This window comes from Arthrobacter sp. fls2-241-R2A-172 (genome assembly GCF_030208885.1).
GTDB lineage: Bacteria > Actinomycetota > Actinomycetes > Actinomycetales > Micrococcaceae > Arthrobacter.
In genome coordinates, this window is the sequence record NZ_JARVTB010000004.1 from 201793 (window position 1) to 225589 (window position 23797).

At 59.4% G+C, this 23797-nt stretch carries 15 protein-coding genes; 9 read left to right on the plus strand and 6 right to left on the minus strand.

Annotated features, from left to right (window positions below):
- Positions 1-20 precede the first annotated feature (20 nt).
- The 5 genes from QRM57_RS09140 to QRM57_RS09160 all read right to left on the minus strand — a co-directional run bounded on the left by QRM57_RS09140 (position 21) and on the right by QRM57_RS09160 (position 7745).
- Positions 21-2939, minus strand: coding sequence for a CgeB family protein (locus QRM57_RS09140; RefSeq protein ID WP_284986357.1), 2919 nt, complete (start codon positions 2937-2939; stop codon positions 21-23).
- A 71-nt stretch (positions 2940-3010) separates the two neighbouring features.
- Positions 3011-4171: a non-hydrolyzing UDP-N-acetylglucosamine 2-epimerase gene (gene wecB, locus QRM57_RS09145; protein WP_284986359.1), complete on the minus strand. Its 1161-nt coding sequence runs from the start codon at positions 4169-4171 to the stop codon at positions 3011-3013.
- A gap of 621 nt (positions 4172-4792) precedes the next feature.
- Positions 4793-6436, minus strand: a complete 1644-nt coding sequence (locus tag QRM57_RS09150) for a hypothetical protein (protein ID WP_284986360.1) — start codon at positions 6434-6436, stop codon at positions 4793-4795.
- A gap of 212 nt (positions 6437-6648) precedes the next feature.
- Positions 6649-7221: a YdcF family protein gene (locus tag QRM57_RS09155; protein ID WP_284986361.1), complete on the minus strand. Its 573-nt coding sequence runs from the start codon at positions 7219-7221 to the stop codon at positions 6649-6651.
- Positions 7222-7280: 59 nt separating this feature from the next.
- Entirely contained in the window at positions 7281-7745 is a 465-nt protein-coding gene (locus QRM57_RS09160) for an Lrp/AsnC family transcriptional regulator (RefSeq protein WP_235517275.1), read from the minus strand.
- 170 nt (positions 7746-7915) lie between these two features.
- Between QRM57_RS09160 and pdhA the strand changes: the two genes are divergently transcribed.
- The 6 genes from pdhA to QRM57_RS09190 all read left to right on the plus strand — a co-directional run bounded on the left by pdhA (position 7916) and on the right by QRM57_RS09190 (position 17651).
- Entirely contained in the window at positions 7916-9109 is a 1194-nt protein-coding gene (gene pdhA / locus QRM57_RS09165; RefSeq protein ID WP_284986362.1) for a pyruvate dehydrogenase (acetyl-transferring) E1 component subunit alpha, read from the plus strand.
- Positions 9106-10194, plus strand: a complete 1089-nt coding sequence (locus tag QRM57_RS09170) for an alpha-ketoacid dehydrogenase subunit beta (protein WP_284986363.1) — start codon at positions 9106-9108, stop codon at positions 10192-10194. Before pdhA ends, QRM57_RS09170 begins: the two co-directional genes overlap by 4 nt.
- A 2-nt stretch (positions 10195-10196) precedes the next feature.
- Positions 10197-11648: a dihydrolipoamide acetyltransferase family protein gene (locus QRM57_RS09175; protein WP_284986364.1), complete on the plus strand. Its 1452-nt coding sequence runs from the start codon at positions 10197-10199 to the stop codon at positions 11646-11648.
- Between the two features lie 350 nt (positions 11649-11998).
- Entirely contained in the window at positions 11999-14956 is a 2958-nt protein-coding gene (locus QRM57_RS09180; protein ID WP_284986601.1) for an Ig domain-containing protein, read from the plus strand.
- 151 nt (positions 14957-15107) lie between these two features.
- A complete protein-coding gene (locus QRM57_RS09185; RefSeq protein WP_284986365.1) occupies positions 15108-16661 on the plus strand; it encodes a polysaccharide pyruvyl transferase family protein in 1554 nt (517 codons plus the stop codon).
- 117 nt (positions 16662-16778) lie between these two features.
- Positions 16779-17651 carry an MBL fold metallo-hydrolase gene (locus tag QRM57_RS09190; RefSeq protein ID WP_284986366.1) on the plus strand — a complete coding sequence of 291 codons (873 nt, stop codon included), beginning with the start codon at positions 16779-16781 and terminating at the stop codon, positions 17649-17651.
- Between the two features lie 112 nt (positions 17652-17763).
- On the opposite strand, the gene QRM57_RS09195 is transcribed toward QRM57_RS09190, so the two are convergent.
- On the minus strand, positions 17764-19002 hold the full coding sequence (locus tag QRM57_RS09195) for a choice-of-anchor P family protein (RefSeq protein WP_284986367.1): 1239 nt from the start codon (positions 19000-19002) through the stop codon (positions 17764-17766).
- A 347-nt stretch (positions 19003-19349) separates the two neighbouring features.
- Here QRM57_RS09195 and QRM57_RS09200 point away from each other — a divergent pair, with 347 nt between their 5' ends.
- From QRM57_RS09200 to QRM57_RS09210, 3 genes are all read left to right on the plus strand, one after another.
- The gene (locus QRM57_RS09200; RefSeq protein ID WP_284986368.1) at positions 19350-20465 is read left to right on the plus strand and encodes a hypothetical protein; all 1116 of its coding nucleotides are present in this window, start codon (positions 19350-19352) and stop codon (positions 20463-20465) included.
- 98 nt (positions 20466-20563) lie between these two features.
- Positions 20564-22360, plus strand: a complete 1797-nt coding sequence (locus tag QRM57_RS09205) for a cell wall anchor protein (protein ID WP_284986369.1) — start codon at positions 20564-20566, stop codon at positions 22358-22360.
- Positions 22361-22515: 155 nt separating this feature from the next.
- Positions 22516-23733: an MFS transporter gene (locus QRM57_RS09210; RefSeq protein ID WP_284986370.1), complete on the plus strand. Its 1218-nt coding sequence runs from the start codon at positions 22516-22518 to the stop codon at positions 23731-23733.
- The last annotated feature ends 64 nt before the right edge of the window (positions 23734-23797 follow it).

A 23797-nucleotide genomic window follows, 5' to 3' on the forward strand; every position in this document is an offset into this window, starting at 1 on the left:
TGCAATGGCTTGTTCAACTTCTAGACGAGATAGAAGTTGTCGGAAATGGCTTGCCCGTAGTTCTTAATGGCCTTCTGGAAGAACTCGGGACCTGCCACAATGTCCTGGACGACCGAAGCTGGGATGTACTGGTATTTTTCTTCCGATCCCATGACGATTGGACCATCGACATAGGTGCGGTGAAGGCTGGCTTCATAGATCAGCTTTGCATTGGCCTTCGAATCCGGCGATACCAGGGCGAAAACATCACCCTTAATATAAGTGGCTGGATCTAAAGTCTCGTCGTTAGCCCAAGCCCATGAGACCAGCACCACGCCGAATCGACCATACGTTGCCTGAAGGTAGGCGGCATCACTCTTCTTGAAGGACCTGCCAAGAATGATGACCAATCGATCTGCAATATCTACAAACTCTGCCTGACGAGCAATCGCCTGTTTCAGTTCTGTCTCGTTCTCCACCGGGCAGACGAGGGTAACCATGGAGTCGGCTTTTATGTAGGAGAAACCGATTGCGTCCAGGATCTCTTCGAAACGACGCTGGTATGTATGGTGTGCGAGCACATCGTGAAGTGCGGTATGGCGAATCGCATTGGCTTCATCTTCACGCAGATCATCAATGTCAGAATAGCCGTGACCGGCAAAGCGAATACGACCATCAAAGAACTCGGAAACGCCTTGGGAGTAATTTGAAACCACGAGGGTGTTGCATGACATGAGTTCAAAGATCCGGCGGGCAAACATAGTTGGTGATGTGGTCACCGTATTAATGTTAAGTCCCAGCGTGGTCGACTTGTATGCATCTGCAATTTTTGAGTGAGGGACGGCGGGGCGGGTTAGATGCCGATATTTCTCCGGGAAGTGGTGCAACTCATCATCCGAGCCCCAGAAGCGGTCATAGATCCTGAGTTCCATGTCAGCTGCAAGGATCTGATCAAAAATCGTCTCCATTTCCCGGGATCGTTCCAGATGATTCGCGTACCAGCTTCCCGCGAACGACACGCCAGGAACTCGGGGCGTGGATTCGATGGGATTGAAGAGTTTCGGTTGAGTGGCAAATGGGAGGCAGTGCACGCTGGGGTGGCCGTGTATTTCCTTGTAACCGGCGACGCACGTCGAGTCGGTTGTGAAAACATGATCGAATCGGACAGCCGTGTCTATGAAGTTGTGAATCTTGTCTTCGAAATGGGTAGGATCTTCTTTGTTCCAGAAAACAGTAGGAATGTTTTCCTGGTTGCACCACTCAAGAATCTCCAAAAGCTCTGTACGATTTTCCCTTGCGAAGTTGGAACTTGTGTAAACGCGACCCTTCCAGGGGCGGCGCTGGCTGTCTACTCCGGACCAAGCTGACTCGCAGATGAACAAGTCCGGGCGTTCCTCTTCAAACCGTGCGCGCCAGTTCTGGGGTTCAATGACGATTGGCGTAAATTCGTATTTGAAACAGTTATATGTGAATTCGTCAGCAATCAAGGCAACTTTTAGTTGCTTGGCTCGTTTCGGACCGACTGAGTCAACGGCAGTGTTTGCAGACATCTGGCCCGAAATGCGACGTGAGCCTGAAGTGTTCGGAGGTGTGTGGGTGGGTCGTTGCTTTTCAATTGCCTCAACCCAGATTTGGTTGCTAGTGGAAATCTGTTCACTTCGGGCTTCCCAAAGCATCGTACCAACCCGAATCTCTGTTGCATTTTTAGGAATGCTCAGATCCAGAGAAACTTCATTCGGGGTTCTGCCATCGATGTATCTGTAGGACCCGTGTTCTGCGGATGTCGACAGTTCGGTGGGGGCTATGCGGCCACCGTCCTTATCCGCGAATTCGACGAGGGCGAGGGCGCTCTTTTTCGACAGGCCCTCTACGCGTGGCGAAACCGTGAACCGGACGCGCAATTTAGGGCCTTTGATGTGGGTAATCGGCATACGTGCCCAACGGGCCCGTGCTTTGATCGGTACGCTGCTGCCTGCTTCGTGGAGGCGATCGAATCGAAATTCCTTGGGGCCAACCTGAGGGGGTCCGAAACCTGGACGCAACTCGTTGGCTGAGCCGGATGCGAGTTCCGTGATAGCGAGAGCGTTTTCCAGTTTCAGGTCACCCGATGCGGCATGCCAGGCAGCGAACCCAATACTAACGCTCACGCAATCCGCAGGCGCGTGAACGCGGAGGGAGAACCGTCCTGAGGAGTCGGGCACAATGTACATGTACTCGCCAATCGGGCCTCGAGCAATTTCAGTGAGGCTGCCAACCTCTTCGCCATCTTTGTCTACAAACCGGAACAGCGCCACGGCATCTCGAAGGCCGAGCTTCCGCGAACTTTGAATTTGCCCCTCAAGGAGAAGGTGCTTGGCGTCTTGGGTAGATACTGTCAGCCACCGGGGATCTTTGCCCATAGCTACGTGTGTGTTGGCAGGAAAGTCGCGCGTGATGGAAATTCGTTGTTGGCGCATTTCCTCGTCGGCTCTCGGCCCTTCTGTGAAGGGAGGGAGAACGCTGTGTTTCACGGCCACTGTGTTGCCCAGCGAAAGGCTTCCAGCATAGGCCTTCCACAGCGCGAAGCCCAGAACGACCTCAACACAGTCGTGAGGCACGTATAGGGTCAGATCCAGCGACCCCAAAGCATCCGGAGTGATGTATACGTAGTGCCCTTGCCTGCCCTTGCTGATCCTGCCCCGGCTCGGGACTTCGAGCCCGTTGCTGTCGAGGAATTTGACCCAAACGATGCCAGCCTTCGTGCCGTGCTGGTCGGGACTGCTAATGGTCTGGAGCCGGATTGCCACTTCGGAGCTGGGTACAACTTGGATCCGGACCTCATGGGATTTCTTACGCAACATAAGGTGGGCGGTCGGGTGACTGGAGGCGTCGAGCAGGATCTCGGCACGTGGCTGTGCGATCTCCTCGCCAGTCCAAATACTGTGGGCTTGTTCCGGACGATCAAAGAGTTTGCGTAGCAACGCTTGACTCCAATTTTCTGAGTTTGGGAGTGACCTTGGTGATGACGTCTGGGACCCGGGCGGGCGCCCAGCTAACGTGCTGCCAGGATTTCGCTGTCGAATTCGGGGATTCTGGTTCCAATGCCCAGCAATTCGGCTATAGCTGCGAGTGTGCGTTCTGCGGCGTTGCCATCGCCGTATGGGTTTACGGCGTTAGCCATGGAGTCAAATGCATCCTTTTGGTTGAGGAGACGGTCGACTTCCCTAACGATCTTTTCCTCGTCGGTCCCGATGAGGGTAACAGTCCCAGCGTGAACGGCTTCAGGACGCTCAGTGTTTTCACGCATGACGAGCACAGGCTTGCCGAGGCTTGGGGCCTCTTCCTGGACTCCACCGGAATCAGTCAGCACAATATGGGCCAAACCCAGCATCCGTGTAAATTCGCCATAGGCCAGTGGTTCAGTGACGATAACGTTGGTCTTGCCTTCCAGGGCGGGGAGGACGGCTTCCCGAACCACTGGGTTCTTGTGCGCCGGGAGGACTATCACGAGCTCTGGCTCCGCCTCGGCGATGCGGGCAAGTGCCCGGCCGACACCCCGCATGGCGTCTCCTTGGTTCTCACGCCTGTGTGTGGTTACCAATAGGACTTTTCGACCACTGGCGGCCAGGTTTTCCAGCTGCGGATCCGAGAAAGGGACATTTTTGTCAACGGTAGTGAGTAGCGCGTCTATGACCGTGTTTCCGGTAACCACAATGTCACCTTCGGCAATGCCTTCGGCCAGAAGATTGGCCTTGCTCGTACTCGTCGGGGCGAGGTGCAGGCTGGCAATCTGGCTTGTGATTTTGCGGTTTGCTTCTTCGGGGAACGGGGACAGCAAATTTCCGCTCCGCAGCCCGGCCTCGACATGCACAACCGGGATCCCGTGGTAGAAGGCCGCGATTGCGCCGGCTGTCGACGTGGTTGTGTCGCCCTGGACCACGACCGCGTCAGGCTTGTTCGCCGTAAACAGTTTGTCCAGTCCGTCGATTGTTCTTGTCATGATTGCGGAGAGCGACTGACGCTGCTGCAGGATGTTGAGGTCGTGGTCTGGAACGATCCCGAAAAGTTCATTGACTTGGTCGAGCATCTCCCTATGCTGACCGGTGACCGTCACCACGCAATCAAAATCGGGGGACTGCTGAAGGGCCGTCACGATTGGAGCCATTTTTATGGCTTCCGGACGGGTACCGAAAATTGGCATGACGCTGGGCATGGATTCCCCCGGGAAAGGCAGTGGCTGACCAGCCGATGTTATCGCACAGTCGTTGGAGGTGATCAATTATGTATGACGCAGTTCCCTGATTACCCGGTAAACATCAAGGTCAAAGCCAGCAGGGGGATACTGAGGGAGACGAGGATCACAACGACGAGCGCAACCATGCGTTTTTGCCGGAGGGTGGCCTTCTTGGAGCCTTTTCTTCTCTCGGCTGACTCATGCGACGGTGCGCCGTCCGGGTGTTGGTCAATGTTCGCAGGAGGGCTAGTCTCCCTCTTTTGAGGAGGCGAAAAGGAAGCAGGATTCGTTGAGGCCCGGCCCATGGGCAGAAGGGATGGCGGGACGTCACCCAGAAAGCGCCGCTTGCGCATGTGCCGCGGGGAGGGCGAAGAGACCGCCGTTCGTCCGACTGTATCCGTCACTTCTTCACTCCTTAGGTGCGTCCAAATGATGCATGGCCACACCTAATTCTTACATCCGCGGAGTCGCCTGCAACTCTGGTGACATGCTGGGCCTCGAACTGGCGGTTCGGCAAAGGTCCGCGTGTCGAGAGGCGTTCACGGTGGACTGAGGTTGCGGTGACGGGCAGCAAGGTGCCCGTCACCGCCTCCGAAATTCCTAGCCGCGGTCCGAGTAAGTAGCATCATTCCTGACGCCGGATCCGTTGACTACGTTGATATAGACGTACTTGCCTGAGCCAAGTGAGGTGCTGCCCAGCTTGGCGGTGACAGACTCCAACCGGGGATTAATGCCGAGTTGCTTGCCGTAGTTCGGGTTGTAGTCCGCGGCCACGACCGTCTTGTCGAAGGTCCGCCCGGATGTGTCGGTCCACTTCACCTGGATGGTACCTCCGCTCAGGTTCTGGCCTGTGACCAGAACGTCCCCACTTGAGTAGAAGATGGAGTCGGTGATGACCGGCGTCATTTTGCCTGCTTGCATCTGGTCCATCATCGGAGCCCAGGTTCCCCGGCACGTGTAGAACGGATCCCACATGTAGGAAATGATCTTCACGGGCGAGTTGCCCATCTGCTGCAGTTGCTTGTCATGCCGCGCCTTGGTGCTCTGACCTCGGAAGTTACCGTCACATTGATTCTGGCTCGTTCCGGGGGCCATCCCCTCCATGTTGCCCCAGAGCTCGGCTCCGGTACCTTCGACTCCCTCAGCCATGGCCCAAAAGTAGTCCCGGTTCGGTGCCAGGTAGCTGTCGCCCCACGTACCGGACCCAACGACTGATGCGGCAAAGGAGTCAACTGGTGTCTCTGCGTCGCTGCTGAAAAATGACCCCGCTTTTCCGGTGCCCATTCCGTCTTGCACGGCAATGGCCAGCTTAACTCCGTTGGCTGTTTCGGCTATGTTACGGATGCCATCTCGGGCCATGTCTACTGTGATGTTCGCGGAGTAGGCGGTACGGGTGTCCATATAAGGGCTGACCAACGCTGATCGTGTCGGCATATATTTCTTGATTGCCAGGTTCTGCATCGAATAGATCTCACGGGTTGCCGCCCAAACGGTTCCGCCCCCCACGGGCATCTCTGTGTGGTGGTAGAAGCCTGTAAGGCCGGCCACGTTGTTGACCTTCGCCTGAAGTTGAATGAACCGAGCCGTAAAAGCAGTGAAGGTTGACTTATACGTCAGGTCGGGCACGTAGGTAATCGTCGTGTCCTTGGACGGAGCGGGCATCCCGGTGTAGTACTTCATGCCTAGTGCTGTTGCGGCTTTGGCGACGGACACGGAGATTGAACTTGTTCCGCTCGTGATGATGACGACGTCATAGGCGTTGTTGGAGGACGTGCAGCCGGTTCCCTGGGTGGGGAATACCAAGATGGTGTAAACGGTACTTCCGCTGGTCACACTCTTGTCGCGTGGGCAGGCTAAGGATGGTGCTCCCCACGTATTGCCGTCCGCGTATGTAAAGTATCTGTTCACCTTGATGCCGGACGTCGCAGCTGTTACACAGTTGACGCCGGAAATGGTGCAGTCGGCGGGGACTGAGGCAGATGTCGCGGTCTTAATCGTTGAGCCAAAAGTGATGACTGTGTCTGCCCCAACAGACTTCATATCTGTCAGCTTTTGCAGATTGGCTGCGTCGTTGGTACTGCCGAAGATGAAATAGCCACTGATCGGGTATACCGGGGCGGGTGCCGCTTGGGCGATGGGTCCATGAACGAAGCCGATTACCAATACGAACGCGGCAAAGGCGCTGGCAAGGAAATGCCGTGCATGGGAGTGATTGGTGGACGGTTCTGGTCTGAATCTTTCCACGGTGGATCCTTGGGCTCGTAGGGTGAGACCTTGGACCTATGGCAAAAGGATGAACCGCCGAGTCAGCAGAACTCAAGTGGTTGACGAAAACCTTCAAGAGGTCAAATAAACTTCAAGAACGGGAAAATATTTTGACCCAGGCTGTTTGGAATTTGCGTTCGCTTTACAGCTCTTGTCATGACCGTTGGTGGCGATTCCGCATGGCAGCGTCTCTAGTGAGAACTACACTCCGGCCGCATCCAGGCGTCGATCAGGCCGCCCGTTTCCACCACGAACCGGTCCAGCCAGGCGCCCGCGGAAAGGTTGGGACGGGACCCCACCATCTGTATCTCCGCAGCCGTGCATTGTTCGATCAATGTGCCCGCGCGCATGAGATGGTATTCGGACGTAACGATCGTTACGGATTTCCAGCCGTGCTCCGCAATTAACGAGCGAAGGGCTTCCGCTTCGCCCCTTGTGTTGAGAGGAGAGGGGCGGAAGCACACCAGGTCAGGATCGCCTGCGTCTTCTTGGCAGAGAGCGTCGCCCTCAAGATTTCCGGCGAGCCCGGTAGTGGAGACTACCAGGACGGGTATGTCCAGCTCGTGCTGTAACTTCTGCGCCACCGGCAATCGCTCCGTGCTTATACCGCCCAAAACGACAATTGCATCAGTTCGATGAGGGGTGCCCTGGGGAGGATCGTAGAAGAACTGGAAGGCGGCAATCAGCCAGAGGAGTGCCGCCAAAAAGCAGGCCGCCACGAAAATGCCAATGACACGCGTGGCGGAGGCGGTTTTGAGGGGCACGGGGACAGTCTAAGGTCAGGAAATGAGCGCTTCCTCCCAGCTGAGGACCACGGCATCGGTTACCTCGTATCAACATCCTCAAAAACAAGGAAAGTCTGCGTATCCAGAACGCCATCCATGGACTGCAACTGGTCGAAGATCACACGCCGGAGGTGGATGTTGTCCGTTGCCCGGACGAGCAGGATGACGTCGAAGTCTCCACCTACCAGGGCAATGTGGTGAACTTCCGGAATGGCGCGGAGCTCTTCCTTGAGTTCGCGCCATGAGTGTTGCTGGACCTTGAGCGTCACATAGGCGGAGGAGCGCAACCCGGCCTTGATGGGATCCACCAGGGCAGTGAACTTTGTGAGAACCCCTTCGCCAGTGAGCCGTGCGATGCGCGAGTAGGCGTGGGCCCGGCTGATGTGCACGTTCTCAGCCACCTGCGTGATGGACATGCGGCCGTCCGTGGTGAGTTCGCGGATGATGTCCCGGTCCACCGCATCCAACGGCACTGCCGCCTGCTCTGCCTCGGTCTCGCTCATGGCACTCCAAATCGTCTACAGCACAGGCTCGTTACCCAGCTCACAATTACATTTCGTCTTTCAGAATAGCCACTTTGAGCAAGCTCTTCCATGATTTTGGCAAAAGCTGGATACGAAACTTCACTCGGGAACATACTGGAAGCACATAGTGGCTAGAGAAGGACGGACCAATGACGATCCACGCAGACCACTCTGCGCCGGAAACGGCTGTAGAGGACCACGCTGCTGACGTTCGGACAAAATTCGGCATCAGCGTTGAGGACTACATGCTCCCCGCCCGGCACCAGATCCAGATGGTGAACCCCGACGGCACCCTCCGTTCCCATGACGAACAAGGCACCGAACCCGGCCACGAGTACCCCACGCCCAGCGACGCTGAACTTATGGCCGCCTACGAGCAACTCGTCGTCGGACGTCGCGTCAACGATCAAAACTCCGCGCTCGTCCGGCAGGGCCGTATGGCCGTCTACCCCTCAAGCCACGGTCAGGAAGCCTGCCAGGTAGCGGCAGCCATGTGCCTCAGCGAAGGTGACTGGTTGTTCCCGACCTACCGGGACGCAGTCGCCGTCATGACCCGCGGGGTGGATCCCGTTGAGGTCATGACCATCTTCCGTGGCGACTGGCATGGCGGGTATGACCCTCAAGAGCACAAAGTGGGTATCCAGTGCACGCCGCTGACCACGCAGCTGCTGCACGCTGTCGGCGTCGCGCATGCCGCCAAGCTACGCGGTGAAGACACTGTGGTGATGGCCATGTGTGGCGATGGCGCCACCAGCGAAGGCGATTTCCACGAGGCCCTGAACTTCGCCGCTGTCTTCCATTTGCCCGTCATCTTCTTCGTGCAGAACAACAAATACGCGATCTCGGTGCCGCTCAGCCACCAGTCTGTGGCACCGTCGTTGGCCCACAAGGCCGTGGGTTACGGCATGGCAGGTGAGCGCGTCGACGGCAACGACCTCGTCGCGCTGCTCGCTGTCATGGACCGTGCAGTGAAGCTGGCCCGCGAAGGCTCCGGACCGCTGCTGATCGAGGCGCACACCTACCGCATGCAAGCGCACACCAACGCCGACGATGCCACGCGTTACCGCCCGGACAGCGAGGTCGCCGAATGGCAGGCCAAGGATCCGCTGACCCGTATGAAGTCGTACCTAACAGATAAGGGACTGCTGGATGATGACGCGAACCATAAAATCGCCGAGCACGCCGAAGCAGTAGCCACCCAGCTCAGGGAAGGCCTGGGGGAGGATGTCCCGGTGCAGCCGCTGGACCTCTTCAAGTACGTCTTCTCCAAGCCCACCCCACAGCTGAAGGAGCAGTCCGAACTGCTCGCCGGCGAACTCGCCCGTGAGGAGAGCGCAAAATGACAGTCACCACAACCGTCAATGGCAACGTGAGCGCAGCGACCGCCAGCGCCGCCGCTTCCGCTGCGGCCACCGCCGACGCCGCCGGCCCGCAGAGCCTCACCATGGCCAAGGCCCTGAACACAGCCATGGCCGACGCCATGCGCGCTGACCCATCCGTCCTGGTTTTCGGTGAGGACGTAGGAATGCTCGGCGGAGTCTTCCGCATCACGGACGGGCTCATGGCCGAGTTCGGCGAACAGCGCTGCTTCGACACCCCGCTGGCAGAATCCGGCATTGTCGGCATGGCTGTAGGCATGGCCATCAACGGCATGCGCCCCGTCATCGAAATGCAGTTCGACGCCTTCGCCTACCCGGCCTTCGAACAGATCGTCAGCCACGTCGCTAAGATGCACAACCGCACCAAGGGCAAGCTCAAGATGCCCATGGTCATCCGTGTGCCCTACGCCGGCGGTATCGGGGGAGTGGAGCACCACTGTGATTCCTCCGAGTCCTACTACGCCCACACGGCCGGCCTGAAGGTCTACACCCCGGCCACCGTCGCCGACGGTTACCGCATGCTCCGCGAAGCCATCGACTCCGATGACCCCGTGATGTTCATGGAACCCAAGAAGCTCTACTGGTCCAAGGACCAAGTAGACCTGGGTGCGTTGCGCGCAGAGCACGACGCCGGTACCTCCACCGAGGGCCGCGCGGCTGTGGCTCGTCCAGGCACTGATGCGACGCTCATTGCCTATGGACCGTCCGTCCCCACGGCGCTCGCAGCTGCCGCCGCGGCCGCCGAAGAAGGCCGCTCGCTCGAGGTGATAGACGTACGGACCCTGGTTCCTTTCGATGACGAGACCGTCTGCGCGTCCGTACGGAAGACGGGACGCGCCGTCGTGATCGCTGAAGCGCATGGCTTTGCGTCTGTCTCTTCGGAGATCGTGGCCCGTGTCCAGGAACGCGCGTTCCACTATCTCGCCGCGCCGGTTCTCCGTGTCACCGGATTCGATGTTCCGTTCCCGTCACCCAAGCTGGAGCACTACTACCTGCCGAGTGTCGATCGCATCCTCGACGCCGTCGACGACCTTCAATGGGAGGACTAACTATGAGCTCAGATATGCAGGTATTCCGTCTGCCGGACCTCGGAGAGGGCCTCACGGAGGCCGAACTGGTCAACTGGCTCGTGGCCGTGGGCGATGAGGTCCGCGTGGACCAGCCCATCGCCGAGGTCGAAACTGCCAAGTCCATGGTGGAGGTGCCCTCGCCGTATGCGGGCACGGTCGCCGAACTTCACGGAGAGGCCGGCCAAACGCTCGACGTCGGCAAGCCGTTGATCTCGATCGCTCGCGCCGGTGCCGCTCCAGTAGCGCCGGAAGCTCCATCAGCCACCGACGATGCCGTATCAACTGGTGTTGCGACATCGCCCGAGGTTGAGGCGGCCGCCGAGACGTACAGGACCGAGGAGAAGGCCGGCTCCGGCAATGTGCTGATTGGATACGGCACTCCTGGTGGGGCTACCGGAGGCCGCACTCGTCCGCGGAAGGCGAGCGTCGCCGTCGTCGAGCCTGTCAGGGAGGCTCCGGCTCCGTCTCTGGAGGCTGCCCTTGCAGCAACCCGGATTCCTGGGAAGCTGAGCGCGGTCATTTCCCCCTTGGTGCGGAAGATGGCGCGCGACCACGGCGTCTCACTCGATACCATCGAAGGTTCGGGCGCAAGCGGTCTGATTATGCGAAGGGACGTCGAGGCCGCCATTTCGGCACCGGAAGCTGCCTCTGCTTCGGCCGCGCCTGCTTCGCCAGTTACCGTTGGTGCCGGGGCTGTGGCAGGTTCTGTAGATGGACGGACTGGCCTCGGTGTTTCGGCCAGGACTCCCGTTCGTGGCGTTCGGAAGGCCGTCGCCGCCAACATGACCCGCAGCCGCGCGGAGATTCCTGAGGCCACCGTGTGGGTGGATGTCGACGCAACCGCCCTGCTGGAGATGCGGGCCGAACTGAAGAAGCGTGCGCCGCATGACACCCCCGGCCTGCTGGCCTTCATTGCTCGTTTTGTCACGGCTGGGTTAAAAAAGTATCCGGCCCTCAACACGCGCTTTGAAACAGCTGCCGACGGATCCCAGGAGATCGTCGGTTTCGAAGGGATCAATCTTGGTTTCGCAGCACAGACGGACCGCGGCCTGGTAGTTCCATCGGTGCGCAATGCGCATGAGCTGAGTGCCCGTGCACTGGACGCAGAGATCCGCCGCCTGACCGCCGTCGCGCGTGAAGGAAAGGCCACGCCCACTGAACTGGGCTCCGGTACTTTCACGCTCAATAACTACGGCGTATTCGGGGTTGACGGTTCTGCTGCGATTATCAACTACCCCGAAGTTGCAATGCTCGGGGTGGGTCGCATCATCGACAAGCCGTGGGTGGTCAACGGCGCGTTGGCTGTCCGCAAGGTGACTGAACTGACCTTGGCCTTCGACCACCGGGTGTGCGATGGCGAAACCGCTGCCGGCTTCCTTCGGTATGTGGCAGATGCCATTGAGAACCCTGGGGGGGCCCTCGCGGATATGTAGCGCCAAGCAGGCGGCAGTGGCTACGACCTGATCTCCGGATCAGGTCGTAGCCACTTAATTAGTCATCCGACTCCATCGAGTGAGAACAATCTGGTTTCCGGCCAGTGGAGGCACGCGCGTCGCAAGAGTCAGCCTTTCAAGCTGTAACTTAACGGCTTTGTTCCTTCATAATTCTCCGGTTGAAAGGTTCCTTACAAAGCTGATGTAGTGTGTCGCTTGGTTACTGTTCGGTAGCTATCAAATGGGGGCGGGTTTCCGCCAATTAGCGCGGAAAGCAGACTTTAGTGCGCCATAAAAACCGTAGAAACAGACTTTTTGCTGCCGGGGTGAGTTTTGCCCTTTCGGCGCTCATGCTGGTGGGCCTTGTCCCGGCCCAAGCATCGCCAGCCACAACCCAAACATCGCCTGGTACGGCACCGGCAACGGTAGCTATCCAACCGGCAAAAACTGTCATCCAGGACACGTCTCAGGATTTCAAGCCACCAGTGACGTCGCCGTTTGCGGATATCGCCACGTCGCAGCAGTTCTATAAGGAAATGGCATGGTTGGCCTCTGCGCGAGTCAGTACTGGTTGGACCGAAGCGAACGGGACAAAAACCTACCGCGCCCTCTTGCCCGTTAATCGTGATGCGATGGCTGCGTTCATGTACCGCCTTTCAGGTAGCCCCGGATTTGTTCCCCCAAAGGTCTCGCCATTTGCTGACGTGAGCACCTCACAGCAGTTTTACAAAGAAATGGCCTGGCTTGCATCAACCGGCATCAGTACAGGTTGGACGGAAGCAAATGGAACCAAAACGTACCGGGCAACCCAGCCAGTCAACCGGGATGCCATGGCAGCATTCCTTTACCGGCTAGCTGGTAGCCCGGACTACACCGCACCAGCAACAACGCCGTTTGCTGACATCACCAAGTCGCAGCAGTTCTACAAAGAAATGACGTGGTTGTCCCAAAGGGGAATCAGTACGGGTTGGAATGAGTCCAATGGCACCAAGTCCTACCGTGCGCTGCAGTCGGTGAACCGCGATGCAATGGCGGCATTCATGTACAGATTCCAGCAATTCAAGAGCCCGTTGACCATCACGAATGAACAACTGATGGAGGGCATTGCCGGTGTCAAGTACCTTGACCAACTCAAGGGAGCCGGAGGATTCGGAGAGCTTGCGTGGAAAGCGCAAGGTCTGCCACAGGGACTTAGCATCGCACCCAATGGGGAAATATCCGGGTTGCCTACCGTCACGGGTCCCAGCTCGGTCACCGTAACGGCGACGGACTCATCCGGCATGACCGTATCGCGTACGCTGACCCTCGACGTACCGCAGTCGGCTCCGCAGGAATGCGTCGGAAAGCCATGTGAAGTCGTAGTTCCAAAGCAGGACACTATCCACGTCCCAGGCAACAACATCGTTGCCATTACAAGGGACCCCGCCACCAAGAAGATCACATCAATCGAGCTGACAGACATCGTTGTGGCTCAGGGGCAGGTCCTGACGCTGGCCCCCTGGGCCAACGTCGAGTCCGGAGCAGTCCTTATTGCAGATGACGTGAGCGTTACGACTGCCGGCACCAAGCTAATCAAGACCTCACCCGGCAATCTTTCCTCGGCTTATTCAGAGGGAACAGTTCATTTCACCTCAACGGGCGCGTCCGTTGAGCAGGCTGAGGCTCCTCCAGTCCTGGCTACGCCCCAGGAAACATTGAACGCCGTCAAGCCGAAAATGGAGTGTGATCGCGGGGCCACAGCAGACCTCAAGGGATTGTCAGTTACTCCCGATCTTAAGCCGTCCGTCTACGCGGAGTGGGGTTGGTTCGGTCTGCACCTTATGCAGGCGAACATTGACGGATCGATAACCGTCAAAATGGGTGCAGCAGTTTCGGGCGAAGGTAAATGCACCATGACTGTGCCCGAAGTAAAGGTAACGGTACCGTCCGGCGCGGGTGCGATCGTCATGGCCGCCCAGCCAAGCATCACCTTCGAAGTCACCGGCAAGCTCGATATCAGCGCCTCTGTCGTATTGAAGTGCGGCACGTCATATCAGTGGCGGGATCAGCAGGAGAGCCGTTCCGCCTCATGTGGCACGGAACATGAACCGCTTGCGCTCTCCAGCGATTCAGGGATCGATGCGACGCTCACGGGCGCACTGGATACCCGAATTGCGTGGATGGACATCGTCGGGATCACCGGCAAGATCGAGGCGTCTCTGGAGGCCGGGTTCCACCCGACCGAGGATCCCATGGCTGAGCTCAAGGCATCCGTAGGTGTGGAACTGGGCGCGTGTGCGTTCTGCTTCTGGGAGGACTCCCCGGCGAAATTGACGGTGTATTCAGGCACGATTTTTGAGAAAACCATCGCGACGTGGTCGGCGAAGCCGCAGCCGCCTGGCGCACCGGAGCCCGAAGTGGCTCCAAAGATTGAGCCGCTGAAAATTCTTACCACGAGCCTGCCGGGAGCGGTCGTTGGCAAGCAGTACAAGATTGGCCTCGGGGCCGTTGGCGGCGTAGCACCTTATGCGTGGAAGCTATCGAAAGGAAGCCTGCCCGCGGGACTCTCGTTGAACGGCCTAACCGGCGTCGTCACTGGAACTCCTTCGGCTGCAGGCACAACGGCCATGACGTTCAGCGTGACCGACAGCCGGGGCGTAACTGCAGCTGCGGCATTGTCCCTGGTGGTGAACCCTAAACCCGTGCGAGGCAACAAGGTCCTTGTGTACGGCTCCACCGACGAAGGTTATGGGGTGGCCAACGTCGCCCAAACCCTCCGGGCCGCCGGAGCGGACGTTGTTGTGTCCGACACGCTTCCCGCAGATCTGGGCACCTACAAATCCATCTGGAACCCGTCATACAACGGATGGACTGCGGCTGAGGAACAGCAGGTTGCCGGCTACATTATCGACGGCGGCGCGGCTTACCTTACGGGTGAACGGCCTTGTTGCGAGGCCGTGAACGACACTGTGCAACGAGTCCTGCGACAGGTTCTTGTCGATCAGGATGTGGTAGTGGGTAGGCAGGGGGACGTTGCTGGTCCGTACACGTTCAATCCGGCCGCAACCAACCAGATCTCGAAGGCCCCGAATGTTCTGTCCGCCTTTGAACCCCTTGCCCCGGGAGCAATCAGCGGGCTTGGGGGAGTCGATGCGCGGAACGTCTTCGCCCGGAGCGATAGCACCGTTGTTGGGGGAGTCTGGTCGGAGGCGGATATGAAGTCCAAGCGAGGCCGCGTGGTGGTTCTCATGGATATCAACTACCTCGAGTACGACACAAGGGCGCCGATTCTGCAGAATATCCAGAGCTTCCTTTCCAAGACCCCTTAGTGGTTTTGGGCCTCTTGGCTTAGCACCCTGAGAAGGCATGACTCCGCTTTGGCGGGGTCATGCCTTCTTCTGCTGGGGCATCGCTGTCAGAGGGGCTTGGCCGGAGCAAGTAGGCTGGAATCTGCTTTTTATGATCTAACACCGGGGAATCGTGCGAGTTGTAGTTCTTGGAGATATCGGCCAAACCGTCTATCACGTCGGCGATGAGGCGATGGCTCATGCGGTCGTGGATGAACTCCAGGCCCGGGGTGTTGCTGACATAGTCGTGCTGTCCCGGAACCCTGAACAGAGTGCACGCCTCTACGGCACCGCGGCTGTAAAGACCCTCGAATTCCCCTGGCCTCCCCATCGCCGGGAAACGTACTTGAAGGAAATCCGCGCCGTTTTGGACGGGGACTTGGAAGCGCTACCGGCAGACGACCAGGTACATGCGCTGATCAAGACCGTTGGCGAGTCCGATGGCGTGGTCATCGCCGGGGGCGGCAACATGAACTCTCCCTACGGCTGGTTGCTCTACGAACGTGCAGCACTCGGCGCAATTGCAGAGGCGCTCGAAAAGCCCCTCGTAATTTCCGGACAGACAGTGGGTCCTGTCCTGACCGGTCCTGACTACGACACTGCAGTTGAACTCTTCCGCTCCGCGGCGCTGGCGAGCGTGCGTGAGAGCACCTCGCTGGAAATGCTGACTGAGGCCGGCCTTCAAACCGGACTGACCCTGGATGATGCGAGCTTCCTCGACGTCAGCCCCGAAGGCACGGGCTACCTATCTGCAGCACCGTCATACCAACCGAAACCCGGTCGTCCCTATTTGGTTGCCAGCTTCGCGCCTGGCACGGGGGCCATGGCCCGGGACGATTTCACCCAGCGAGTTGCCGAGACCCTGGACAGGCTGGCAGGACCTGGCGACCTTGATGTTGTCATGATTCCGCACATGTCCCGTCCGGGAAACCGCGACATCGACATCGAGATGCACGCAGACATCCAACGCAGGATGCGGACCAAGAACGTGACTGTCTGTGGACAATTTACTGCCGAGGAAGCGGTGGCGCTTACTGCTCGGGCGGAATTCGTCGTCGCAAGCCGCTACCACCCCATCGTTTTTGCGCTCGGAGCGGGCGTGCCCTGCCTGGCTCTGGCCGTGGATTATTACGGAGAGGTTCGCCTCGGCGGCGCCTTGGCGAACTGGGGCCTGGGGCACACGATGCGGTCACTCCGGCACGTAGTTACTCCTGAATTCAATGATTTCGTGGACGAGCTTTGGGGTCGCCGCCGTGACATCAGGGATTACCTGAACACCATTAGCCCATCACAAGCCGACTTCCAAAGTGCTTGGTGGGACACCGTCGTCGAAACCTTGAAGGGAGCGACACCGGTCGCTCCGATTCTTGACATCCCCGAACCGATTTTCCCGGAGCTTCACTCTGGTGAACACCCCGAAGCAGCGAAGCTCACGGCCAACAACGAGGCACATATCGGGCACCAGTCCGTGGAGCTCTACCGACTGACGCACGCTCTGGAGGACACCACGGGAACCCTGGCCGCGGCTGAGGCCGAGCGTGAGAGGTTACGGGTGGCCCTGGAGGCAATGTCGGGGGAGATAACCGCCGTCGAGTCCGAGGTGAGCCGATTGGAACAGCAGTTCAGCGCACTCGAGTCGTCCAAGGTGGTTCGACTGGCACGGCGCCTGAGGCTTCTCCGCTCCTAGACGGAACCACAGGCCGTTTTCCACGGTGTGCCGCCAGCCTTTCCAGCTTCCCCCCGGTTTCCGTGGGTAGAGTAGAGGCCTGAACATCGCCGGATTGCATTGGATACGGAGAACGCATTGTCAGCTTGGCTAGAACTCGGACCGGACAACTACGTCTTGAAAACTGAGGGTTCGTTACTCAATACCGGGCTCGTGGTGGGCGCCGAGCTCGCTATGGTCATCGACACAGGCTGCGGCCCGCGCCAAGGCCGCGAGATCCTTAATGCCGTGCGGGAAAAGACCCAGCTGCCGCTGGTGGTGGTGAACACCCACGCCCACTACGACCATTTCTTTGGGAATGCAGTTTTTGCGGAAGACGGCGTTACGGAGTTTTGGGCCCACGCCAACTGCGCGGCGGCCATTGAAAAAGACGCCGACAATCAACGCCGATTTGTCGCCACGAACGAACCGGAGATGGCAGCAGGGGAGGGGGACGCCGTCGAGGTCGTTGTCCCTAATGCGCTTGTTCATGACCAGCCCGTGCTGGTTGACCTCGGTGGGGTCACAGCGACGCTGTTCTACTTGGGCAGGGCCCACACGGATGGTGATTTGCTGGTAGGCACCAGCTCGACGTTGTACGTTGGCGACGTTGTGGAACAAGGCGCCCACCCGTCCTTCGAGGATTCATACCCGGAAGAGTGGGCGGACGCCTTGCGGCACATCTCTGCGCTGCGGCACCGTTACGAACACCTAGTTCCGGGCCACGGTGAGCCCGCGAGCGACCAGTTCGTCAAAACCATGGCCAACACCATGAGCACCGCCGTACGGCAGGCCACCCAGTCGATTCGTGACATGCCCTCGGACGCAACCAAAGCCATCCCCGTCCTGCCGTATGGTCCGGAACAATCCCGCTGGTTCATCAAGCGGCTGCAGGAGACCAATGCTGCGGGTCGTACCACTTTGGGTACCCCCGACTTTGGACCGGGAAAAACAGGTTTATACCCTTCCTGAGATAGCGCGTAGCCAATTCAACGAAATAAAAGAACGGTCCGTCACCTTGGTGGGTGACGGACCGTTCCTCTTTTTGCCCGGCCGATTTGGGCCCTTTGCTGCCTGTTTACGCCTAGAGGGTGACTCCCGTGCTGGAATATCCGATCTGCAGCCGTGACCCTGTCGGCAATGCACCGATGGGCTGGCTAAGGACAACGTCGATCATCGTGACAATGATGGCACTGGATGATTTGCTGACCTTGTGGAGGGTAACCTGCCCCAGCCCGGCGACTTGGACCACCGTGTTCGGAGCGACCGATGCATTGATGGCGGGCAGCCCGGCAATCCTTAGGTTGGTGAAGGTGGACGTATCCGTCAGAGCTGCAGTAGAGGCTCCGGGCGCCAAGGTTGCAGTCGTTTCAGCCTTTATTGCATCTGCCTGAATCAGGCCGTTGAGGACATTGAGTCCGCCAAGGGTGTTCGTCACGGTGCTCTTCGGCTGCGGAGTTAACACGCCGGTGGCCTTCGTAGTAGATGCTCCGATCGTCGCTAGACCTGGAATGGTGGTTCCAGCCGCATTCGCGGATGTCGTCCCGCCCCCGCACCAGAGATATGCGACGGCAGTAGGGCCGGAGTTGATTAAACCAGTGGCCAGTATTGCCCGGCTGGTAAAGCCCGTGCCCAGAAGATATCCAGCCCGCGGTGCCTCCAGGTTCGCAGAGCTAACCCCAAGGCGGATATCTGTTCCCACCTTGAGTCCAGGCAGCCCGGTCTTTAGGACTTCGACACGGAGAGCCGTGGTGGAAACCTGATAGACACCGTTTACCAGGCGCTTTTCCTGGCCGTTCAACGTGATCTTGCCGACCGAGCCCACCAACGGTACTGAGAGATCCAGCACCGTATTGGCCCCAGGGTTGGCCCCAACCGCGACACCCAGAACCTTCAGGTCGGCAATGGTCGTTTTGTTGGTTCCAGCGAAGGCGCCCGCGGTGTCCTTATCGGCAGAACTCTCCGACGTGATGGCGCCGGCAGTTATCAGCCCACCCAGAAGGTTGGTGCCGTTAATAGTGGATTTACTTTCTATCCGTTTACCCGTGGCAGTCTGCAAGGTTTTGACACTGGTTGTGGCGGCACCGACGTTTCCCACGGCAGGAACGGTAAGTGCCGCAGCAGTGTTCGAGGACGACTTACCCGTGACACCAGTGCAACTGATGCTTGAAGTCGCCGTCGGTCCTGACGTCAGGGTCTTATCCGCATTAAAAATGTAGGAACCATACGCGGTGCCGGAGAATCCGGTAGTTACTTGAGCTGGTGTAGTGGCAGCGAGAGCCGGCGAGACCGGTCCGGCTAGTGTGAGTGCGAGTGCCCCCATTAATGCAACATGCGAACGCTTCATGTAGTTATCTCCCCAGAATGTTTACACGATCTCGTAAGTTGCTTACGATGGCGCTCACGGTACAGGCCGGAAATAGGCTTAAACAATAGGTCCCTCGAATTCAGCAGAGAGTTTGCTTCAAGTTCAAGAGGGCGCGGAGCCGGTAGCGCGAGCATGTATGCGTCCCGCTACCAATATTCACAGTTTTCTTTACTCCCAGCCATGGACTAATTGCTTCCGTCCGTCCTAGGATGAAGGCGACCGTTGGTTCGCGACTACCTGGGGGTGTCGAGATGAAGGGTTCACGCGTTTTTCCGCGTGCTACCAGCATTCTCCGCTCTGTCATGGTCGCTGGAGCCGGTACGGCAATCTGGATTGCCCTTTCGGCAGCCTCGGCAAGTGCCGACTCAGGCCAACAAGACAACCATTCACTTCTTGGCGAAGTCAGCTCAGCGGTGTCGTCAGTGACAGGCACTTTGGACAGCGCCACCGCAGAGGTGAATAAGTCCCCGGGTGCAACGGCGAAAGCCGTCCCTATCGCCGTCGGCTCGGTTGCGGAAGCAGTCACGCCAAAAACTGCACCGGCTACCATCAGCATTCCCGCGCCGAAAGTGCCGTTGCCCGCAGCCGTCAAAACCGTGATTCCGGAGAAATCCATTTCTGTTCACGTGCCTGCTGTGACGCCTATCGTGCAACAGGCTGGGTCATCAGTGGATGGGATCATCAGGACGATCCCGGTGGCCAATCAACTCGTCCCCGGCGACACAACTGGCGGCATCGTAGACGCCGTGATTGTGCCGATCACGGGAAGTGTTGACGACGCAGCTGAGGCGGTCGTTCCACCCGTGAACGAGATTTTGGCGCCGGTCGGGCTGGAACCCGTAACCGACGTAACTGCTCCGGTTCTTCAACCGATCGTCGACGCAGTGGACAACGTTCTTCCGACCAACGGAGCCGTCATTCCGCCCCTGCTGGGCGGCGCCGGTTCAGTTTTGCCAAGAAACCCAGCTGGAAGCATGGCACCGGACTCCGCTACAAATCCAAGTTCCGACGTCGTTGCCCCACCGTCCGCAGTTACCGGAACACAGGTGGGGCTCCAAGCATCAGCGCCTACTCTTCAGCCTGTTCGTGCTTCCGTCCCGGGGGCCGCAGACATCCCACCGGTGTTGTCGATATCCCGCGTGTTCGATTCGGCGGGGAGTGTCCCAGTCAGGGAGGGCCGGCAGTCCGCTGTGCATCCTGTAGCTCCTGCTGATCTGCCGCTTGATGTCGAAGCGGTACCCGCTGGGGTGGGCGGGTCCGGATCCAGCAACTCCCAAAATGGCCCACCAAGCCCCGCCGCAGTCTTCCTTCACGACGCCACGATTGTCCCCGTTGGCGCTCTACCTGGTCTTTCTGCGGCCGGCGATGAGCAGCATCCCGAGCCGGTTTGTTTTGACCCCGGCTCCTCTCCTGACTAGTTCCCGGACCTTGCCGCACCAACTTACGCGGCAGACGGCCATTCGAACGTTCCGTCAACGGACGTCTCTGGGAACAAGACCTTCAGGAGAAGATCACAATGAACACGACCATTCGCAAGTGCCTCATCGGCACATGCTTTGCCGGGGGCATGATCGTCCTCAGCGCCACCGCGGCAAACGCCGCGGACACCACAAGCGGCAAGGACGGAGTCCTCTCCGGAACGCAAGTGGCAGCGCCAATAACAGCACCAACCAATCTCAGCGCCACCTCGCTGGGACTGCTGGGAAACTCAGCAGCCACCACAACCGCGCCGGCACACGCTGCAGGTTCCGGCGCAACACCCGCTGCCAACACCAGCGGCTCCAACAGCATCGGTTCCGGGACCCAGGTGGTCGCTCCGGTCACGGTGCCCATAAACCTGGGCTCGTCGTCAGTGGGTCTGCTGGGGGGTTCCACTGCGACGAGCTCAGCTACACCTGCCGCTCCAGCAGCGGCAACGAGTCCGACGCCGACAGCCGGTACCAGCGGAGCCGGCGCGATTGCGTCCGGCACCCAAGTGGTTGCACCGGTGACGGTTCCCATCACGGTGGGGTCGACGTCGGCGGGTGTCCTGGGGGACTCAACCGCCACCTCAGCACCAGCGGCATCAACTCCTGCGCCGGCAGCTTCAACGCCAGCGCAGGCAACAACGTCGGGGGGAGAGAGTCTTGCATCCGGCGCTCAGGTAGTGGCTCCGATATCGGTCCCTGTTAACATCGGAGCCACTGCTGTGGGTGTCGGTGGCGACTCGACGGCCACTTCCGGTTCGTCCGGTTCCGCTGCTGGGGCTGCGCCTGGTGGTTCGTCGTCGGGTGCTTCGACGAGTGGTTCGGATGGTGTTGGTTCCGGGACACAGGTTGTTGCTCCTGTTACGGCTCCGGTGAGCCTGGGTTCGACGTCGGTTGGTGTGCTGGGTGATTCCTCAGCCACTTCCGGTTCGTCCGGTTCCACTGCTGGCGCTGCGCCTGATGGTTCGTCGTCGGGTGCTTCGACGAGTGGTTCGGATGGTGTTGGTTCCGGGACGCAGGTTGTTGCTCCGGTTACGGCTCCGGTGAGCCTGGGTTCGACGTCGGTTGGTGTGCTGGGTGATTCTTCAGCCACAGGTACTGGCACTACGGGCGGAACGGTTCCGGGCACTACTACCGGCGGTACCACTAATGGTTCTGGCGGCATTGGATCGGGCACTCAGGTTGTTGCTCCGGTGACGGTTCCGGTGGGCCTGGGTTCCACGGCGGTTGGTGTGTTGGGTGATTCCTCCGCCACGAATACGGACACCACAGGTGGGACGGTTCCGGGCGCGACGAGCGGCGGTACCACGAGTGGTTCTGGCGGCATCGGTTCGGGGACTCAGCTGATCATCCCCATCACGGTTCCCATCAGCACTGGTTCCACCTCGGTGGGCGTTGGGGGCGGTTCGGTAGGCACGGTCACCCCTCCTGTTGTGACTCCTCCTGTTGTGACCCCTCCTGTTGTGACTCCGCCGGTTGTCACCCCGCCGGTTGTCACTCCTCCTGTTGTGACCCCTCCGGTTGTGAACCCGCCTGCTGTTACCCCTCCGACGTCCGGTGGCCCCGATAACGGTGGAGAGAACACCGCGGGTACTCCGACAACCGGTATCAATACCGCCGGTCTCATCACCACCGGCAGCGCTGGCACCCAAGCCGGCAAGGTCGTAGCCGCTGTCGTAACAAAGGGTGCGACGACCACCGCGGTTCCGACCGCCGTCGGAGGCCCCAGCGTGCTGGCTACGACGGGCCTGAACGAAACCTTCGTTCTCTGGTCGGGAGCCATGCTCCTGATGGGCCTGTTCCTGGCGGTAGCCGGCCGTCGGAAGGCGGCAGCCAGCCGCCGGTAGTACCGGACGATTCCACGTCGCAGGTTGGTGTTGCGGTTCCGGAGCCCGGAACCGCAACACCCGCGCGCTGGTCAGCGTGCAATCAGACCGGTGCGTGCATTGCGAAACGTCATGCTGGCACGGCTTGCGGCTACCGCAGTCCTAGGATGAAAGGGATGACCAACACCCAGACAAACCAAGCTTTCAGCCTGCGCAGCATCGCACTCCCGGCATTCGGGCCCGCGCTGTTGTTTTGTATTGGCGAAGGTGCGGTCCTCCCGGTCATTGCTCTCTCTGCCCGCGACCTCGGCGCCTCCGTTGCAGTATCGGCGTTGGTCGTAACGCTCATTGGCATAGGCTCCTGGCTTTTCAACATTCCGGCGTCGATCATCACGGAGAAGTTCGGTGAACGCTGGTCCATCGTTGGCGCCGGCGCTTTGGGTGCCATTGCCCTTGGCGCATCAGCCTTCGCACCGCAGGTGGATAACGGCCTGTGGTTGTTGGCAGTGTCCATGACCTTGGTGGGTATGTCGGCCAGCGTCTTTAACCTTGCCCGGCAAAAGTTCCTCACCGAAGCCGTCCCGGTGATCTTCCGGGCACGCGCCCTCTCCACCTTGGGCGGCGTGACAAGGATAGGCATCTTCATTGGCCCCTTCGTCGGTGCTGGCGTGATGCAGTTTGCCGGCATCAGCGGGGCCTACTGGGTGGGCTTCGCGGGCATGATGGCGGCTGCCGCCTTGTCGCTCACCATTCCGGATCTGGTGGCTCCTGAAATGTCCGACGGCGGTCCCCGCCCTCCGGCGTCGACGTTGCGGAGCGTCGCCGTTTCGCACGCGGGAGTGTTCCTGACCGTTGGTTTCGGGATCCTCCTGCTGAGCGCGTTGAGGGCATCGCGACAAGTTGTTATCCCGCTGTGGGCGGATCACCTGGGGCTCGACGCCACACACGCGTCGCTGCTCTTCGGGCTCTCCGGGGCGATCGACATGCTGGTGTTTTATCCGGCGGGAAAGCTCATGGACAGGAAGGGCAGGCAATGGGTAGCTGTCCCGTCCACGCTGATCATGGGCACAGCGCTGATATTGATCCCCTTCACGGGCGGATTCGTATCCTTGCTGCTGGCAGCCCTGCTGATCGGATTTGGCAACGGCATCAGCTCGGGGCTGATCATGACGTTGGGTGCCGACTTCTCCCCGGATAACGGCCGCAGTCATTTTCTTGGCATTTGGAGGTTCATCGCAGATTCGGGGGCAACTGGGGGACCGGTGCTGCTGTCCGGGTTGACGGCCGCGGTGTCCTTGTCCGTCGGCGTCTGGGCCACCGGAATACTGGGGTTCGCAGCGGCGGCGGTCTTCGCCGTCGCGATTCCGAGGCTGAAGCACCGCCGGAACTACTAGTCCGGCCCCGGCACCTTCATAAGGCGTGAGGTAGCCGTTCAAGCTCAACCTGGGCCGATTGCAG

Bases quoted from the DNA above. Each gene is read 5' to 3' on its own strand.
- wecB (WP_284986359.1), bottom strand. From the start codon at position 4,171: ATGCCCAGCGTCATGCCAATTTTCGGTACCCGTCCGGAAGCCATAAAA.
- QRM57_RS09160 (WP_235517275.1), bottom strand. From the start codon at position 7,745: ATGAGCGAGACCGAGGCAGAGCAGGCGGCAGTGCCGTTGGATGCGGTG.
- pdhA (WP_284986362.1), top strand. From the start codon at position 7,916: ATGACGATCCACGCAGACCACTCTGCGCCGGAAACGGCTGTAGAGGAC.
- QRM57_RS09170 (WP_284986363.1), top strand. From the start codon at position 9,106: ATGACAGTCACCACAACCGTCAATGGCAACGTGAGCGCAGCGACCGCC.
- QRM57_RS09175 (WP_284986364.1), top strand. From the start codon at position 10,197: ATGAGCTCAGATATGCAGGTATTCCGTCTGCCGGACCTCGGAGAGGGC.
- QRM57_RS09180 (WP_284986601.1), top strand. From the start codon at position 11,999: ATGCTGGTGGGCCTTGTCCCGGCCCAAGCATCGCCAGCCACAACCCAA.
- QRM57_RS09195 (WP_284986367.1), bottom strand. From the start codon at position 19,002: ATGGGGGCACTCGCACTCACACTAGCCGGACCGGTCTCGCCGGCTCTC.
- QRM57_RS09200 (WP_284986368.1), top strand. From the start codon at position 19,350: ATGGTCGCTGGAGCCGGTACGGCAATCTGGATTGCCCTTTCGGCAGCC.
- QRM57_RS09205 (WP_284986369.1), top strand. From the start codon at position 20,564: ATGAACACGACCATTCGCAAGTGCCTCATCGGCACATGCTTTGCCGGG.
- QRM57_RS09210 (WP_284986370.1), top strand. From the start codon at position 22,516: ATGACCAACACCCAGACAAACCAAGCTTTCAGCCTGCGCAGCATCGCA.